Here is a 16134-nt window from a genome sequence, read left to right on the forward strand (position 1 = left end):
GCTCTCAACTGTCAGTCCTCCCGGGTAGGTTGGTGTTCATGGCGGCGGAAGCGAAGGCAGCGGGTGGCGGGCACGCGCGGTTCGTCTACCGGCTTCGTGTGTCGTCCACGGCCCGGGCTGCACTGGAAGCGGAGTGGGACCGGTGCCGGTGGGTGTGGAATGAGTGCGTGGCCAAGTCCAGGCAGGTGGGTGCTTGGAACAGGACCCGTCCTGAGGGGGCGGAGAAGCGTACGTGTGGTCCGGTGCAGCTCGCCGCGATGCTGACCGAGGCCCGCGCCCGTACTGAGTGGCTGGGTGAAGGCGCATGCGTTCCGCAGCAGCAGCTGATACGCGTCTTCGGCAGGTCTCGGGCGAAGGCGCTGAAGGACATCGGGGCCCGGTTGCCGGTGCGGCAGCGGGCGGGGATGCCGAAGTACAAGAGGAAGCGTGACGCGCTTCCCACCCTCGAATACACCAGGCGGGGTTTTCGTCTTAAGGATGGCCGCCTGCACCTGGCGGGTGGCACCGTGGTGAGGGTGGTGTGGTCGCGGGACCTGCCCAGGCCGCCGTCCTCGGTGCGGGTATACCGCGACAGTACCGGCGCCTGGTACGCCTCCTTCGTCGTGCCCGCCGTGCCCGAGGACCTGCCTGCCACTGGTCGTGTGATCGGGATCGACTGGGGCGTGACGCAGACCGCGACCACCACATCCGACGACCACGACCTTCCCCACCCGCAGTACGGGAAGAAGGCTGCGCAGCGCCTTGCGAAGTACCAGCGGATGATGGCCCGCCGCAGACCCGCGAAGGGGCAGGCTGCGTCGAAGGGTTACCGCGAAGCGAAGCGGCAGACCGCGAAGCTGCACAAGAAGGTGTCCCGGCAGCGTCAGGACACTGCCCGCAAGTGGGCTAAGCGCGTGGTCCGTGATCATGATGCTTTGGCTGTGGAGGACTTCCGCCCGAAGTTCCTTGCCAAGTCCTCGATGGCCCGTAAGGCCGCCGATGCCGCGATCGGTGCCACCAAGGCGGCGTTGGCCGAGATGGGCCGCAAGCACGGGCGGGCCGTGCATCTGGTGCATCCCGCGCACACCACGATGGACTGTGCGCGGTGCGGAGCGAGAACCAAGCACGCACTGCCTCTTTCCGAGAGAACCTATGCCTGCACCGCGTGCGGAGCCGTATCCCCCAGGGATAAGAACTCCGCCCGCGTGATGCTGGTCCGGGCTGGTCTTCAACCCGGCTGGTGCTGATCGTGTAAGACCTGTCGGCCCGCCGGGCCGCAGGCGACGTGAGCCAGGAATCCCCCTGCTTTAGCTGGGGGAGGAGTCAAACCGTCAGACTAAGCGGCGGGAACGGCGCACCGGCCTGCCCCGGCCGCGCTGCCGCGGGGTGCGTTCTCCCCCAACCGGGCGGGGTCCCGGGCCCGTCCGGCACGGTGCCGGGGCCGACGTCGGGCGGTGCCGGATGCTGAGGGCCACCGACCCGCAGGAGAGGCCCGTGAACCAGACCGGTCCGCACGGCACCCGGGAACCGGCACACCCCGGCCCGGGTCAGGCCACCGGCGGCGAAGCCGGGGTCATCGGCATCGCGCTCGCCGCCGTGCTGACGGCCGCTCTCGCGCAGGGCTCCTGGCAGTGGTTCGCCACCTACGTCGGGGTGACGCTGCTCGCGGTGGTCTGCTCCTTCTACACACTGCCGGCCTGGACGCCCGGCCTGCGCACCGCGTATGTGCGGAAACTGGTCGCGTTCGCGCTGACCGTCGGTCTGTGCGTCGCGATCACCCTGGCGCCGATGCTTCAGCGCTGGGCGTGGCTGTTCCCGATGGAGGGGACCCGTAGCGGGTGCGGTGAACTGGGCAGATACGAAAGCCTCCGGGCGGAGGCCGAGCTGGCGCAGCTGACCGGTCGTGACCGGCCCGCGCTGGCCCGGGCGCAGCAGGCCCGCAGTCATGTGGCCGTCGCCGACTGCCTGTCGGCCACGACCACGCTCTGGCTGCCGCTGTACGGGGCGGGGGCGGCGGTGCTGGTGGGTGCGGGCGTGTGGACTTACAGCCGGGCCCGTGCGCGGAAGGAGAGCGGACCGGCGTCGTCCGGGTAGCCGAGCGCCGCCCTCCTCGCGGCACTTGGGCCGGGCGGCCGCATCCGGGCCCGCAACGCGCGCGGGCGGTGCCCGGAGGATCTCCGGACACCGCCCGCTCCGGGGTCACATCACCCCGGGACGATCAGCACGTTCCCGCACGTTGCGTCACTTGACGGCGACACCGGTCCAAGCGGCCTCGACGCCCTTGACCTCGGCGCTGCCGGCCTTGTACAGGTCGGTGGCGGCCTTGACGGTCGCCTCACGGGCGGCCTTGTAGTCCGTGTTCGAGGTCATGTACTCGGTCAGGGCCTTGAACCAGATCTTCTCGGCCTTGTCCCGGCCGATGCCCTCGACCTTCTTGCCGTCCGCCGTCGGGCTGTCGTACTTGACGCCACCGATCTCCTTCGCGCCGCTGCCCTCGGACAGCAGGTAGAAGAAGTGGTTGGCGACACCCGAGGAGTAGTGCGGGTCCAGGCCACCGGTCTTGGAGTCCCAGTTGTCCTGCGACTGACCGTCCTTGGACGGCTTGTCCATGTAGCGCAGCGGGGTACCGTCACCGTTGATGTCGATCTTCTCGCCGATGAGGTAGTCGCCCGGGTCCTTCTCGCTCTTGGCGAAGAACTCGGCCGAGGTCCCGAAGATGTCCGAGGTGCCCTCGTTGAGGCCGCCGGACTCACCGCTGTAGGTGAGGTTGGCGGTGGCGGAGGTGACACCGTGCGACATCTCGTGCGCGGCGACGTCCAGCGCGGTCAGCGGGGCCTTGTCGCCCTCGCCGTCGCCGTACGTCATGCAGAAGCAGTCGTCGTCCCAGAAGGCGTTGACGTAGCTCTTGCCGTAGTGCACGCGGGACGAGGCGCCCTTGCCGTCGCCCTTGATGCCGCTGCGGCCGTGCACGGTCTTGTAGTAGTCCCAGGTCACGGCCGCGCCGTAGTGGGCGTCGACGGCGGCGGTCTGCGGGTTGTCCGGCTTGCCGGTGCCCCACTTGTCGTCCTCGTCCGTGAAGGCCTTGCCGTCACCGGACTCGCCGTTCTCCAGGTTGGTGGTCTTGTGACCACCGCGCTCCTTGTCGGTCAGCGTGAAGCCGCTGCCCTCCTTGGAGGTGCCCAGGTCGACGCTGCCGCTGTACTCGCTCTCGCCCTTGCCGGTACGGATGTCGTCGTACTGGAACAGCTTCTTGCCGCTGTTGGCGTCGGTGATGACGTGCATCCGGCTCGGCGTGCCGTCCTTCTTCACGCCCTTGACGACGGTGTCGTAGGCGAGAGCCGGGGTGCCGGAGGCGGCCCAGACGACCTTCTTGGGCGCCTGCGCGTCGGCCTTCTTCGCGCTGAGCGACTTGACCGCGAGGCCCTGGGCCGACTTCGCGGCGGCCGTCGGGGCGATCTTCGCCGTGGTGGAGGCCACCTTGACCGGCTTCTCGGTCGACTTGGTGGTGCTCTTGACCGCGCCGCCCTTGGCGGTGTGCACGATCAGGTCGCCGCCCAGCACCGGCAGGCCGGCGTAGGTGCGGTCGTAGCGGGTGTGCGTGGTGCCGTCGGCGTCCTTGATGACGTCCTTGACGACCAGCTTCTCCTGCGCGCCCAGGCCCAGTTCCTTGGCGGCCTGCGCCTTGGTCGCGCTCGCGTCGCGCAGCAGTTCCGCGCGGTGCGAGGCGGTGAGCTTGAGGGGCGAACCGTCCGCGGTGGGGGTCTGGGCGGGGGAGGCGCCGGCGGTACCAGCGGTGATGCCGGCGGCCACGAGGGCCGCGACGGCGAACGAGGTACCGATGACGCGGGTCTTACGGGATATGCGGGGGGTCACGCGTGCTCCTTCAACTTTGCCAAGTGGTGGGGGTGCAAAGCGATGCGGGTGTGACGTGCGTTCGGGAAGACTGCCATTCGAACGCGTTCATGTCAGGAGGGTGTTCGAGTATTGGCTGAAAATTGTCCGTAGAGAGGTGCGCGCCGTTCGCATAACGGAGCTGGGCGCCGCCCCCGGATATCAGGGGACGACGCCCAACGTGCTTGCCTCGTATGTCAGTTGTGCGGTGGCGTGATCTATGACCCGCCTATGTCACACAGAAGTGACGGCTGAGTGCTGCCTCCCGGTCAGAAGGTCAGCTTCCAGCCGTTGATGTAACCGGTGTCCTGGGAGTAGACGTCCTGCACCCGCAGCTTCCAGGTGCCGCTCGCCTTCTCCGAGGAGGCGTTGACGGTGTACGTGGTCTTCACGTTCGCCGCCGAGTCGAACGCGCTGGCGTTCTTCAGCCGGTAGGCCGTGCCGTCCGGGGCGATCAGGTCCACGACCAGGTCACCGCGGTAGGTGTGCACGATGTCCACGCCGACCTTCAGCGTGCTCGGTGCGTTGCCGGTCCGGCCGACGTTGATCGGCGAGGTGACCGCCGAGCCCGCGTCCGGGATCTGCACATCGGCGGCGTTCTCGAAGACATTGCCGCCGCCGGCCGCGTTGACCGTCCAGGTGAAGGCGGTGGTGCCGGTCTTCTTCGCGGCGTCGGTGACCGTGACCGTCACATTGCTGGTCCCGGCCGTGGTCGGCGTACCGGAGATCAGACCGGTGGTGGCGTTGAGCGACAGCCCGGCGGGCAGCCCGGTCGCCGCGTACGACAGTGCGCCCGCGGTGCCGCTGGTCGCCTTGATCTGGAGGCTCGCCGCCTGGCCCACGGTGCCGGTCTGGTTGCCCGGGTTGGTGACGGTGACGCCGCCGCCGTCCGGGACGCGGGCGCCGACGTTGACCGCCGCCCAGGTGTTGGCGACCGTGTTGTACGAGGCGCTGCCCTCACCGAAGAGGTCGGCGGCGGCCTTGAGGGTGGCGGTGCGGGCGGCCGCGTAGTTGGTGTTGGCGCTCATGTACTGGCTGAGTGCCTTGAACCAGACCTTCTCGGCGTTGGCCCGGCCGATGCCCGGGACCGGCAGATTGTCGGAGGTCGGGCTGTCGTAGTGGACGCCGCCGATGTCCTTCGGGCCGCTGCCCTCGGACAGCAGGTAGAAGAAGTGGTTGGCGACACCGGACGAGTAGTGCACGTCCTTGTTGCCGACGTTGCTCGACCAGTAGTCGGCCGACGCACCGTCCTTGGACGGCTTGTCCATGTAGCGCAGCGGGGTGCCGTCGCCGTTGATGTCGATCTTCTCGCCGATGAGGTAGTCACCGGGGTCGGAGGTGTTGTTGGCGTAGAACTCCACCGCCGTACCGAAGATGTCGGAGGTCGCCTCGTTGAGGCCGCCGGACTCACCGCTGTAGGTGAGGTTGGCGGTGGCCGCGGTGACACCGTGCGACATCTCGTGGCCGGCCACGTCGATGGCGGTCAGCGGGGCGGCGTTGCCGCTGCCGTCGCCGTACGTCATGCAGAAGCAGCCGTCGTCCCAGAAGGCGTTGACGTAGCTGTTGCCGTAGTGGACGCGGGAGTAGGCGCCGACGCCGTCGCCCTTGATGCCGCTGCGGCCGTGCACGTTCTTGTAGTAGTCCCAGGTCTCCTGGGCGCCGTAGGCCGCGTCGACACCGGCCGTCTGGGCGTTCTGCGGGGTGCCGTCGCCCCAGGTGTCGTCGGCGTCGGTGAACAGCGAACCGGTGCCGGACGAGCCGTGCTTGAGGTCGTACGTCTTGTGGCCGCCGCGGGTGGCGTCGGTCATCGAGAAGTTGGGCGCCGAGCCCGAGGTCCCGAGGGTGACCTTGCCGCTGTACTCGCTGTTGCCGATGCCGGTCTTGATCCCCTGGTACTCGAAGATCTTGGCGCCGGTCGTGGCGTCCGTGATGACGTGCAGCTGGCTGGGGGTGCCGTCGTCCTGGAGCCCGCCGACCACCGTCTCGTACGCCAGCAGCGGCTTGCCGTCGGCGACCCAGACCACCTTGCGCGGGGCCTTCGCGGCCTCGGTCTTCTCCGAACCGCGGGCCTGCGCCGCCTTGACGGCCTTCGCCTCGGCCGTGGCGGGCTTCACCTTCGCGGTGGTGCTCGCGACCTTCAGCTGGGAGCGCACGGCCTTGGTGACGCCCTTGAGCGTGCCGCCCTTGCTCTCGTGCACCACGAGGTCACCGCCGAGGACGGGCAGTCCGTCGTAGGTGCGCTCGTAGCGGGTGTGAAGGGTGCCGTCGACATCCTTCGAGACGTCCTTGACGACCAGCTTTTCCTTCGCGCCGAGCTTCAGCTGCCGCGCGGTCTCGGCGGTGGTGGCGCCGGCTGCCCGTATCAGCTCCGCACGCTGGGACGGGGACAGCTTGGCCGGCAGGGCGCCGGGATCGGGGGTGGCATGCGTGCTGCCCGGCCGCGGGGCGGCCGCGGTGCCGGTACCGGCCTGAACGCCGACGGCCAGCATCGCCGTGACGGCGACGAGTGCACCGGTCGCGACGGCGCGTCCATGGGGGGTGCGTCTCACACTGACTCCTTCTGCGGTGGCCGCCACGTGACGATGCGGCCGAGGGGGACCGGGCGGCGAAGCGGCCGTCCGGGCAGAGCGAGGCAGAACTCTTGGAGCGTGTGGGGGGAGACGTACGTGAGGTGCTGGGTGTTCGGGTGGAACAGGTAGTGCGGGTGGTGCGGGTGGTGCGGGTGGTGCGGGTGGAGCTTCCGGCCGCGGGGAGTGGTGCTGTGGGGCCCGTGCGGCGGTTGCCGGGAAGAGTCCCACCGTCAGCGGCTTGTTGTCAGGCTCCGTTCAACTAATTGGCCGGAAACCGTCCGTTGCCCGAAATCGGTGTCCGGAAGCCGGACGGGGCGCTGAACGGCCGTTCGGGCCGGGCCGGACGCACCGGCGAGTACGGACCGGCCCGTACGGACGTCTCCTACGGTCCGGCTGCGGGAGACCTACGGCCTCCAGCCCCTAGCTGTGCCACGAGTGCCACAGGGCGGCGTAGGCCCCGTTCGCCGCCACCAGGTCGTCATGGGTGCCGAGTTCGGTCAGCCGGCCCTCCTCCATGACGGCCACCCGGTCCGCGTCGTGGGCGGTGTGCAGACGGTGCGCGATGGCGATGACCGTACGGCCCGTCAGGACGGCGGCCAGGGCGCGCTCGGTGTGCCGGGCCGTCCGCGGGTCGAGCAGCGCGGTCGCCTCGTCCAGGATCACCGTGTGCGGATCCGCCAGCACCACACGGGCCAGAGCCAGTTGCTGGGACTGGGAACCGTCCGGGCGGTGGCCGCCGGCGCCCAGCTCGGTGTCCAGGCCGGCCGGCAGCTCCGCGGCCCAGTCGGCCCCCACGGCGGCCAGCGCGGCCCGCAGCGCGGTGTCCCCGGCGTCGGGCGCGGCGATCTGGAGGTTGTCCCGGAGGGTGCCCAGGAAGACATGGTGCTCCTGGGTGACGAGGACGACCTGCCGGCGCAGCGCCGCCGGGTCCAGCGCGGCGACCGGCACCCCGCCGACCGTCACCGAGCCGTGGCGCGGGGCGTCGATCCCGGCCAGCAGCCGCCCCAGGGTGGACTTGCCGGCGCCCGAGGGGCCCACCACGGCGAGGCGTTCACCGGGGCGGACGGTCAGGTCCACACCGTGCAGGACATCGCGGTCCGCTGCGGGGCTCCCGCTCCCGGCCCCGTAGGCGTAGTGGACGGCGGCGACCTCGATGCGGTCGTCGGCGGGGAGGGCGGGGGAGGGCTCCGCGGACGGGTGCGGGAGCAGGGCCGCGGGGGCGGTCCGGGTCCGCGGGGCCTGGCCCAGGCCCTCGACACGCGCGAACGCGGCGCCGCTGCTCTGGAGTTGCTCGGCCCGGAACAGGATCGTCGCCAACGGCTCGGACAGCTGCCGCAGATACAGCGCCGCGGTGATGACCACGCCCAGGCTGATCCCGCCGTGCCCGTGCAGCGCCCCTCCGACGAGCAGCACGCCGACCACCGGGACGACATAGGCGACGTCCACGGCCGGCAGCAGCACACTGCGCAGGAACAGCGTGCGGGTGCGGGTGCGGCGGCAGTGCTCGACGGCCTGTTCGCTCGCCGCCGTCCGGCGCTCCTGGAGCCCCAGCGCCTCGACGGTCCGGGCACCCGCGGCGGTGGCCGCCAGCAGCTCGGCGAGCGCCGAGGTCGCCGCGCCCTCCGCCAGATACGCGCTGTGCGCCCGGCGCAGATACCAGCGGACCGCGAACACCGCGCTGAACACCCCCAGCCCGCACAGGCCGAGCAGCGGATCGAGCACCACCACCGCACCCAGCAGGAACAGCACCTGCGCCGCGGCCACGCACACCTCGGGCACGGCGTCCCGCAGTGCCTGGGCGACCGAGGTGACATCGGCCGTCCCACGGGCGGTCAGATCGCCGGTACCGGCCCGCTCCACGACGGCGGCCGGCAGCGCCAGCGCCCGGTCCACGTACTGCTCCCGGACCCGCGCCACGGTCCGCTCGCCGAAGCGGTGCCCGGCATACCGGGCGTAGCGCGCCAGCAGCAGCTGCGCCAGCCCGCACGCCAGGATGACCAGCGCCAGCCGGTCCACGGTGTGCACGCCGCCGCCGGACCGCACCGTGTCCACGATCCGGCCGAGCAGCCAGGGGCCGGCCAGACCGGCGCCGGCCGCCAGCGCGTTCAGCGTGAGCATCAGGGCCACGGACCGGCCGTCCCGCCGGACCAGTCGGAGCGCCGCCCGCCGGGTCGTGGCCGGATCGGCCACCGGCAGCGCCGCACCACCGGGCAGCGCGTCCCCGGAGCGTCCGGGCCGGGTGGCGGTCGCCGTCATCACGCGTCCTCCTTGGTCACGGGGGCCTCGGGGCGGGGGTCCGCACCGTCGGTCGTGCCGGTCACGTCCGCGCCGCTCTCTCCCGTGCCGACCTCGTTCACACGGTCCTCGTTCACGCGGTCCTCGTTCACGGGGGCCTCGTGCGTGCCGCTGCCGTTCGTGAGGCTGTCGTCCGTGCCGTCCTCGTCCTCGCCGCGGGCCACCAGGCGGCGGTAGCCGGGCTGTTCGGCCAGGAGCTGACGATGGCTGCCGACGGCGGCGGTCCGGCCGTCGACGAGGAAGTACACCCGGTCGGCCCGGTCCAGCAGCAGGGGTGAGGTACTGGTGACGACGGTCGTACGGCCCGCCCGTGCGTGGTGCAGCCGGGCCGCGATACCGGCCTCGGTGTGCGCGTCCACCGCCGAGGTCGGCTCCACCGCGAGCAGCACCTCGGGGTCGGCCAGCAGCGCCCGCACCAGGCGCAGCCGCTGCCGCTGTCCGCCGGAGAGATTGCGGCCCTGCGCCTCGACCGCCGAGTCGAGCCCGTCCGGCAGCCCGCGGACGATGTCCTCGGCCAGGGCGGTCCGGACGGCCCGGCCGATCGCCTCCTCGGTCCGGTCCCGGCGCCCGCCCACCACCTCGCGCAGCGTCCCGGCGAACAGGTCGGCCTCGTTGTCCGCGACCAGGATCCGGTCGCGGACCTGCGGCAGCGGGATCTCGTCGAGACGTACCGCGCCCCAGGTGGCGGCCGAATCCGCGAACCGGCCCAGACGGTCGACCACCGCCGCCGACTCGCCCGGCCGGGCGGTGGCCAGCGCGGTCAGCAGACCGGGCACCACCTCGACACCCGACACCGGATCCCGCAGCACGGACGCGGCTTCGGGGGCGTCCCCGGCCCCGCTCCCGGCCGCATCCCCGGCCCCGTTCACGGTCTTGCTCCCGGCCGTGGCCCCGGAGCCGTCCGCGGTATCCGGCTCCAGCCGCAGAAACCGGACCACCCGCCGGGCGGCGACCAGCCCGCGGGTGAGGTCGTAACCGCCCTCGATGAAGAACGAGACCGGCACCACCAGCGCCGCCGCGTATCCGTAGACCGCCACCAACTCACCGACCGTGATGGCCCCTTGGGCCGCCATCCTGGCCGCGAGCCAGGTCACCGCGGCCAGGAACAGTGTCGGCAGGCCGACCCCGAGGGCCTGCACCCAGCTCGTCACCGCACCGACCCGGTAGCCCTCGTCCCGCAGCTCCCGCGCCTCGCGCCGGTGACGGTCGGCGAACACGTCCTTGCCGCCCAGGCCGTTGAGCACCCGCAGCCCGCCGACCAGGTCCGTCAGCCGGGCCGCCAGACCGCTCTGCCGCTCGCGGTAGCGCGATTCGGCTCCCTGTAACCGCCCCAGCAAGGGCCCGACCAGCAGTGCGAGCAGCGGGACGCCCAGCAGCACCACCCCGGCCAGCAGCGGCGAGACGGTCAGCAGCAGCACGGCGACGACCCCGTAGGCCAGCACCCCGCCGACACCGGGCCCGGTCATCGTCAGCGTCTGGCTGATCACCCCGACATCGCCGATCCCGATCGTGACGACCTCCCCGGCCGTCACCTTGTGGGGCAGCGCGGCCCCCAGCCGCAGGGTCTGCGCCACGATGACCCGCACCGTACGGAAGGTGGCGTCCATCCGGATCCTGGTCATGGTGCGATGCCGCATGACCGCCAGCCAGGCGTTCGCCACCCCCACCGCGAACAGCACCGCCACCCAGCCGAGCAGCACCGGCATCCGGCCCGGCACCAGCCCCTCGTCGATGGCCCGGGACAGCACATAGGGCGGCAGCATCAGCCCGACCATCCACAGGCTCCCGTAGGTGGCGCCCGCCGCCACCCGCCCCCGCTGGCTGACCACCAGCCACCACACATAGCGTCCGGCACTTCGGTGGTCGGGGATTCCCGGCCCCCGTGCGGTCTCGGTCCTCATGGCGCCCCCTCGCGTCGTTGCCGCCCTACCCCACGCTGTCCCGCCACGCCTGGTGCAGCCGCGCGAACCGGCCCCGGGCGGCGATGAGTTCGTCCGGCGGGCCGTCCTCGACGATCCGGCCGCCGTCCATCACCAGGACCCGGTCGGCGATCTCGACGGTCGAGAGGCGGTGGGCGATCACCAGGGCCGTACGGCCCTCCAGGACAGTGTCCATCGCGCGCTGCACGGCGCGTTCGCCGGGTATGTCCAGGGAGCTGGTGGCCTCGTCGAGGATGAGCACCGCCGGGTCGGCGAGCAACGCCCTTGCGAATCCCACCAGGTGGCGCTGGCCAGCGGAGATGCGGCCGCCGCGCTTGCGGACATCGGTGTCGTAGCCGTCCGGCAGGGCGGCGATGAAGTCATGGGCGCCGAGGGCCTTCGCGGCGCGTTCGATCTCCTCGCGGGTGGCGTCCGGGCGGCCGAGGGCGATGTTGTCGGCCACCGTGCCGGAGAACAGGAACGCTTCCTGAGCTTGTTCTTTATCTACCAAGATCTTCCAGGCTTGCCGATGGCCTTGAGGCTCTCGGGGCGTTTGACGGTCTTGCCGACGTCGTAGCGGGGTGCCCGGTGCCTGTTCTTGGCGCCGGGTGGCCGTCCGGGGCCGGCTCCTCGGGGTTTGGGAACACGGGTCGGGCAGGACGCGCCGTTCTTGCCTCGGATCCGGACATGGAGATCGTCGCCGAGGCTGGTGACGGACACGAGGCCGTGGAACTGGTTCGGCGTCACCGCCCTGCGGTAGCCGTGCTCGATATCCGTATGCCGGGGCTGAACGGCATCGACGCGGCGGCGGAGATCCGCAGCACCGCGCCCAGCACAGGCGTCGTCATGCTGACGACGTTCGGTGAGGACGGCTACATCCTGCGAGCACTCGGTGGTGGCGCGACCGGCTTCCTGGTCAAATCGGGCGAGCCCGAGGAACTGATCACCGGGGTGCGGGCGGTGGCCGACGGCGCCGCCTATCTGTCACCGAAGGTCGCGTCCCGGGTCGTCGCACACCTCGCCGCGACGGGCGCGGGCACCCTGGCTGGCCGGCGCTCCGCCGCCCGCGTCCGAGTCGACTCCCTGACCGCCCGGGAACAGGAGGTACTGGCCTTCCTCGGCAGTGGGCTGTCCAACGGGCAGATCGCCCGGCGTTTGCATGTGGTGGAGGGGACCGTGAAAGCCCATGTGAGTTCCATCCTGGCGAGGCTGGGCGTGGACAACCGCGCTGCTGCCGCGGTCGTTGCCCACGAGGCCGGGATCGTTCCTGCGCCATCCCAGACGTGATGCCGTCCGCTGAGCCAGCGGCAGGACCGTGAGCAGTACGGCCACCACCACGGTGGCGCCGAGGATCGCGCCAGCGAGTACATCGTGCGGATAGTGGACGCCCACCAAGACACGCAGCAGCGCGGCGGCCCCGGCCAGCGGCAGCGTGGCTGCGGCAAGGTGCGGCCGAAGCACGGCCATGCCGACGGCCATCCCGGCGGCCAGGGTTGCGTGGTTGCTCGGGAAGGACCAGTCTCCCGCGCCAGGGCATTCCGCGATGAGGTTGGCCCCCGTGCGCAGCGCGCGGCAAGGTCGCTCCTCGTCCACCACCAGCTTCACTGCTTCGCTCACCGCGTAGGCCGTGGCGGTGCCGCAACCGGTCAACACCGATCCGGCGGCCTCTCGTAGATCTTTGCGGCGGACTGCTGTCCACCACGTCCAGGCCAGCAACATTCAGCCGGCCAGCTCTGATCTTCTCTCGTGGTTCTTGTTCCATGGGGCCTGAACGTAGAAGCGGAGACAGCCAGGAACCCGAGCCGAACGGCAACAGCGACCCCTGCCGATCGTCGGGGTTGACGGATACGGAAACCCTCTCCCACAGCGCCGGACGGCCATCCTGATCGAGGCCGCGAAGTCCGCTAACACTCGTGTGCTGAAGGCGCGGGGAGAACGATCACGGTCGGGTTGTCGCTGCCGGAAGAGCCGTGACACGGGGCTGGGCTCCGGCAGATCGAGCCACGGAGCCCAGCCGTTGGCGCTGGTTGTCTGGACGCCGCGCTCGCCTTTGTCGCTGTCGATGGCCCGTGCGACGGCCGTCCCGGCGACTACAGGTGGCCGCCGCCGTCGATGACGATGACGGTGCCGGTGCTGAGCCGCAGGGATGTGACGGCGCCGATCAACGAGCAGGCCACGTCGTCCGGGTCCGCGGCGACCTGGAGCGGCGCCGACGCGGCCTGGGCCCGGACGGAGGCCGGATCGCGGCCGGGGACGAAGCCTGTGTCAACCGCTGCTGGCGAGAGGTTGAAGACGCGCACCTGTGGGCCGAGTACGCGCGCCAGGGAGGTGGTCATGACGTCCAGGCCCGCCTTGGCAGCGCAGTAGGCAATGCTGCTTCCCAGCCCCGTGAAGCCAGAAATCGAGGAGATGTTGGCGATGACCGCGTCACCGGAGGCGCGTAGGAGCGGGGTGAACGCGCGAATCACCGAGAAGGTGCCCCGTACGTTCACTGTCAGAATCCGGTCGAATTCCGCGTCCGTCATTCCTTCGAGGTCAACGTGGTCAACCTGTTTGGTTGTGCCAGCAGAGTTGACCAGTACATCCACCGCACCGTGGCGGTCGGAGATGTCGGCGACGGCTCTGCGGATGGCGGTGGAGTCGTCGAGCGGAATGTGTACTGCACTGTGCCCTTCACCGGGAAGGGCGGCAACGAGATCGTTTGCCCGGCTGTCGCCGGAGTTGTAGCCGACGACCACGCCGGCTCCGGCCTCGGCGAGGCGCCGTACGCAGGCGGCCCCGATACCGCTGTTGCCGCCGGTGACCACAGCCACCTTGCCGGTCAGATCGAAGAAATCAAGGCCACCCGTGCGCACTTCGGCCATGAGTACATCCTCGCTTCAACAGGTGCACCGTCATAGAAATGTTGCACGCTATCAAGAAGGCCATCAGCAGGCAACGGGTAAAGGCGCAACGGTGAAACTGGCCGGATCGGGCCACGGAATCGGTTTCTCCATTTCATCCCGCTGGCCGGACGGCAGGCGTCTCATCATGATGGATCGCACTGATCAGACTTCAGTACACGTCCTGGCGTCGGAGGTGTCCGCAGAAGGATCAGGCCATAGCGCCGGACGAGCGTTTGCCTCTTGCTGACGAGGCGCAGAACCGAGGAGAAACCCCAGAGCGGTCGCATGCTCACACCCAGGCGGATACAGGCGAGCGCACGGGGGGAGCACCGCAGGCGCCAAGGCAATTGCAAGGTCAGTAATCGCCCCAACTTCATGGGAGTGATAGTGAGCTTCTCGCCCGCGCAGTCGTACCAGTGGACCGGCCGGGTCCTTCAGGCGTTGCGCCGAAGTCTTCTCGATCACGAATTCCTGGAGATTCTTCCCGCGCTACTGTCCTCCCAGGACGAGCCGGGCGCCCGGCACTCGATTGCGGTCTTGGGGGACCGGGCGCGCCCGCAGGTGAAGGACGAGTACGGCCGGGTTTCGGTGGAAGGGAAGTGGGCCTACCACCTGCCCGTGAGCCATTCGGTGGAAAAGCAGATGGCTCTTGAGTATGCGGACCGGGTCTACTGCGTCACTCCTTGCCTGCGTCTCCTCATGGACGGCGAGGCGACATCGGGCAGGCATCTGTACACCTTCTTTCAGGTGGTGGTCGAGTGGCGGACTGCGGACGCGAATGAGGTGTTCACCGTCACTGAGAACATCCTCGGCGGGCTTGCTCACTATCTGGCGCCGATCCTCCCGGAGGAGGGGCGCGGGGCTGCCGAGCGCCTGGCCGGTTTGCAAAGCGGGCCTTACCCGCGGATTTCCTTCGCCGAGGCGCTCACTCTTGCCGGGCGAGAATCACAGGAGCCGCAGAACGCCGATCTGACCCATGATGAGGAGCGGATTCTCACCGAGAAATTCACTTCGCCCTTCTGGATACATCGCTATCCGCTCGGTGTGCGCGACTCGCTCTACCAGCAGGGTGAAGACGGGCTCCAGGAGACCTACGATCTGATGTTGCCCGCCGGGCACGGTGAACTTGCCACGGGAGGGCTCCGGCCGAAGGACGAGACCGAGATCTCCGAGCAGTCCCGGTTGCTCGGCGGTGAGCCGAACCGCGTGTACGCGGCATGGAAGAAACGATCCGGGATACAGACAGCCGGGTTCGGGCTCGGCCTGGAACGGCTGGTACGGCACTGCGCCGGGGCGGACAGCGTCCTGGAACTCCTCGCGGCCCACGATTCCGGCCCGAACCGACGCATCGGGGCAGGCGAGTAGACGTGGGATCTGTGTACCCCTTCCAAGAGTGACCGGAGAACCGAGTGACGGTGACCTTCCACTGGTTCCTGCCCACGTACGGCGACAGTCGGCACGTGGTGGGCGGCGGCCACGACGTTACCGCCGGCAGCAAAAAGGAGCAGCGGCCCGCCACGGTCCGCTACCTCACGCAGATCACCGCCGCAGCCGAACAGCTGGGCTTCGACGGTGCGCTCACCCCGACCGGTGCCTGGTGTGAGGACGCCTGGGTGACCACCGCCATGCTTGCGCGCGAAACGGAACGCCTCAAGTTCATGGTCGCCTTGCGGCCGGGCTTCGTCTCCCCGACTCTCACCGCCCAGATGGCCGCTACCTTCCAGCGGCACTCGGAGGGCCGGCTTCTCCTCCACGTCGTCACCGGTGGTGAGAGCCACGAGCAGCGCGCCTACGGTGATTTCCTGGACAAGAACGCCCGGTACGCCAGAACTGGCGAGTTCCTGGAGATCGTCCGACGGCTATGGGGCGGCGAGTCTGTTGACTTCAGCGGATCGCACCTGCGAGTTGAGGGCGCCCGGCTCGGCCGACTACCCGACCCGGTGCCATCCGTCTACTTCGGCGGATCGTCGCCGGCGGGAATCGAGGTGGCCGCACGCCACAGCGACGTCTACCTGACATTCGGGGAACCACCCGCGCAGGTAGCGGAGAAGCTGGCCCGCGTACGCGCACTTGCCGCACGCGCCGGGCGGCGAATACGTTTCGGTATTCGGCTTCATGTGATCACCCGGGACACTACCGAGCAGGCGTGGGCCGAGGCCCGGCGGCTGCTCGAAAGTTTCCCCCCAGAGGCGATCCGATCGGTCCAGGCGGGTCTGCATGACAGCGAATCGGAAGGCCAGCACCGGATGCTCGCGCTGCACGGTGGACGCGCCGACGCCCTGGAGATCACGCCCAACCTGTGGGCCGGCATCGGCCTGGTCCGTGGCGGAGCGGGCACGGCTCTGGTGGGAGAGCACCGGGAGGTGGCCGCCAGGATCATTGAGTACCACCGGCTCGGCATCGACGAGTTCGTGCTCTCAGGAATCCCGCACCTTGAGGAGGCGTACTGGTTCGGTGAAGGCGTCCTCCCGCTACTCGCCCAGGCGGGTCTCTGGACCCACCCGTCCCGCAGCTGACTATCTGCGGCGGCGACCAGGGTGCTGAACGTTTCGGAGTCCTCGGGCACGAGGACCGCCAGCTCCTCGCGGAGCGCGG

General features: G+C 70.0%; 8 protein-coding genes and 5 pseudogenes. 5 read left to right on the forward strand and 8 right to left on the reverse strand.

Annotated features, from left to right (window positions below; all coding sequences use genetic code 11):
• Positions 1-38: 38 nt before the first annotated feature.
• Both QT196_RS27740 and QT196_RS27745 read left to right on the forward strand, forming a co-directional pair.
• Positions 39-1290, forward strand: a pseudogene (locus QT196_RS27740) (transposase).
• A gap of 183 nt (positions 1291-1473) precedes the next feature.
• A complete protein-coding gene (locus QT196_RS27745) occupies positions 1474-2073 on the forward strand; it encodes a hypothetical protein (protein WP_168481442.1) in 600 nt (199 codons plus the stop codon).
• 147 nt (positions 2074-2220) lie between these two features.
• On the opposite strand, the gene QT196_RS27750 is transcribed toward QT196_RS27745, so the two are convergent.
• The 6 genes and pseudogenes from QT196_RS27750 to QT196_RS27775 form a co-directional block, all read right to left on the reverse strand.
• On the reverse strand, positions 2221-3852 hold the full coding sequence (locus QT196_RS27750) for a M4 family metallopeptidase (protein WP_168481443.1): 1632 nt from the start codon (positions 3850-3852) through the stop codon (positions 2221-2223).
• Between the two features lie 287 nt (positions 3853-4139).
• Complete coding sequence (locus tag QT196_RS27755; RefSeq protein ID WP_168481444.1) at positions 4140-6419, reverse strand: M4 family metallopeptidase; 2280 nt, start codon at positions 6417-6419, stop codon at positions 4140-4142.
• 441 nt (positions 6420-6860) lie between these two features.
• Positions 6861-8696 (reverse strand): ABC transporter ATP-binding protein, encoded by a 1836-nt coding sequence (locus QT196_RS27760; protein WP_290355912.1) that lies wholly within the window; start codon positions 8694-8696, stop codon positions 6861-6863.
• Positions 8696-10636, reverse strand: coding sequence for an ABC transporter ATP-binding protein (locus QT196_RS27765; protein ID WP_290355914.1), 1941 nt, complete (start codon positions 10634-10636; stop codon positions 8696-8698). Before QT196_RS27765 ends, QT196_RS27760 begins: the two co-directional genes overlap by 1 nt.
• A gap of 25 nt (positions 10637-10661) precedes the next feature.
• Positions 10662-11144, reverse strand: a pseudogene (locus QT196_RS27770) (ATP-binding cassette domain-containing protein); the annotation flags it as partial.
• A 14-nt stretch (positions 11145-11158) separates the two neighbouring features.
• Positions 11159-11311, reverse strand: a pseudogene (locus QT196_RS27775) (transposase); the annotation flags it as partial.
• 3 nt (positions 11312-11314) lie between these two features.
• Between QT196_RS27775 and QT196_RS27780 the strand changes: the two are divergent.
• Positions 11315-11941, forward strand: a pseudogene (locus QT196_RS27780) (response regulator transcription factor); the annotation flags it as partial.
• 39 nt (positions 11942-11980) lie between these two features.
• Here QT196_RS27780 and QT196_RS27785 read toward each other — a convergent pair.
• Both QT196_RS27785 and QT196_RS27790 read right to left on the reverse strand, forming a co-directional pair.
• Positions 11981-12373: pseudogene (locus tag QT196_RS27785) on the reverse strand (phosphatase PAP2 family protein); the annotation flags it as partial.
• 371 nt (positions 12374-12744) lie between these two features.
• Positions 12745-13518, reverse strand: coding sequence for an SDR family NAD(P)-dependent oxidoreductase (locus QT196_RS27790; protein ID WP_290355916.1), 774 nt, complete (start codon positions 13516-13518; stop codon positions 12745-12747).
• 408 nt (positions 13519-13926) lie between these two features.
• On the opposite strand from QT196_RS27790, the gene QT196_RS27795 reads away from it, so the two are divergent.
• Positions 13927-14904, forward strand: a complete 978-nt coding sequence (locus QT196_RS27795) for an amino acid--tRNA ligase-related protein (RefSeq protein ID WP_290355917.1) — start codon at positions 13927-13929, stop codon at positions 14902-14904.
• A gap of 44 nt (positions 14905-14948) precedes the next feature.
• A complete protein-coding gene (locus QT196_RS27800) occupies positions 14949-16055 on the forward strand; it encodes an LLM class flavin-dependent oxidoreductase (protein ID WP_168481448.1) in 1107 nt (368 codons plus the stop codon).
• The last annotated feature ends 79 nt before the right edge of the window (positions 16056-16134 follow it).

Source organism: Streptomyces sp. P9-2B-2, assembly GCF_030406865.1.
Taxonomy (GTDB): domain Bacteria; phylum Actinomycetota; class Actinomycetes; order Streptomycetales; family Streptomycetaceae; genus Streptomyces; species Streptomyces platensis.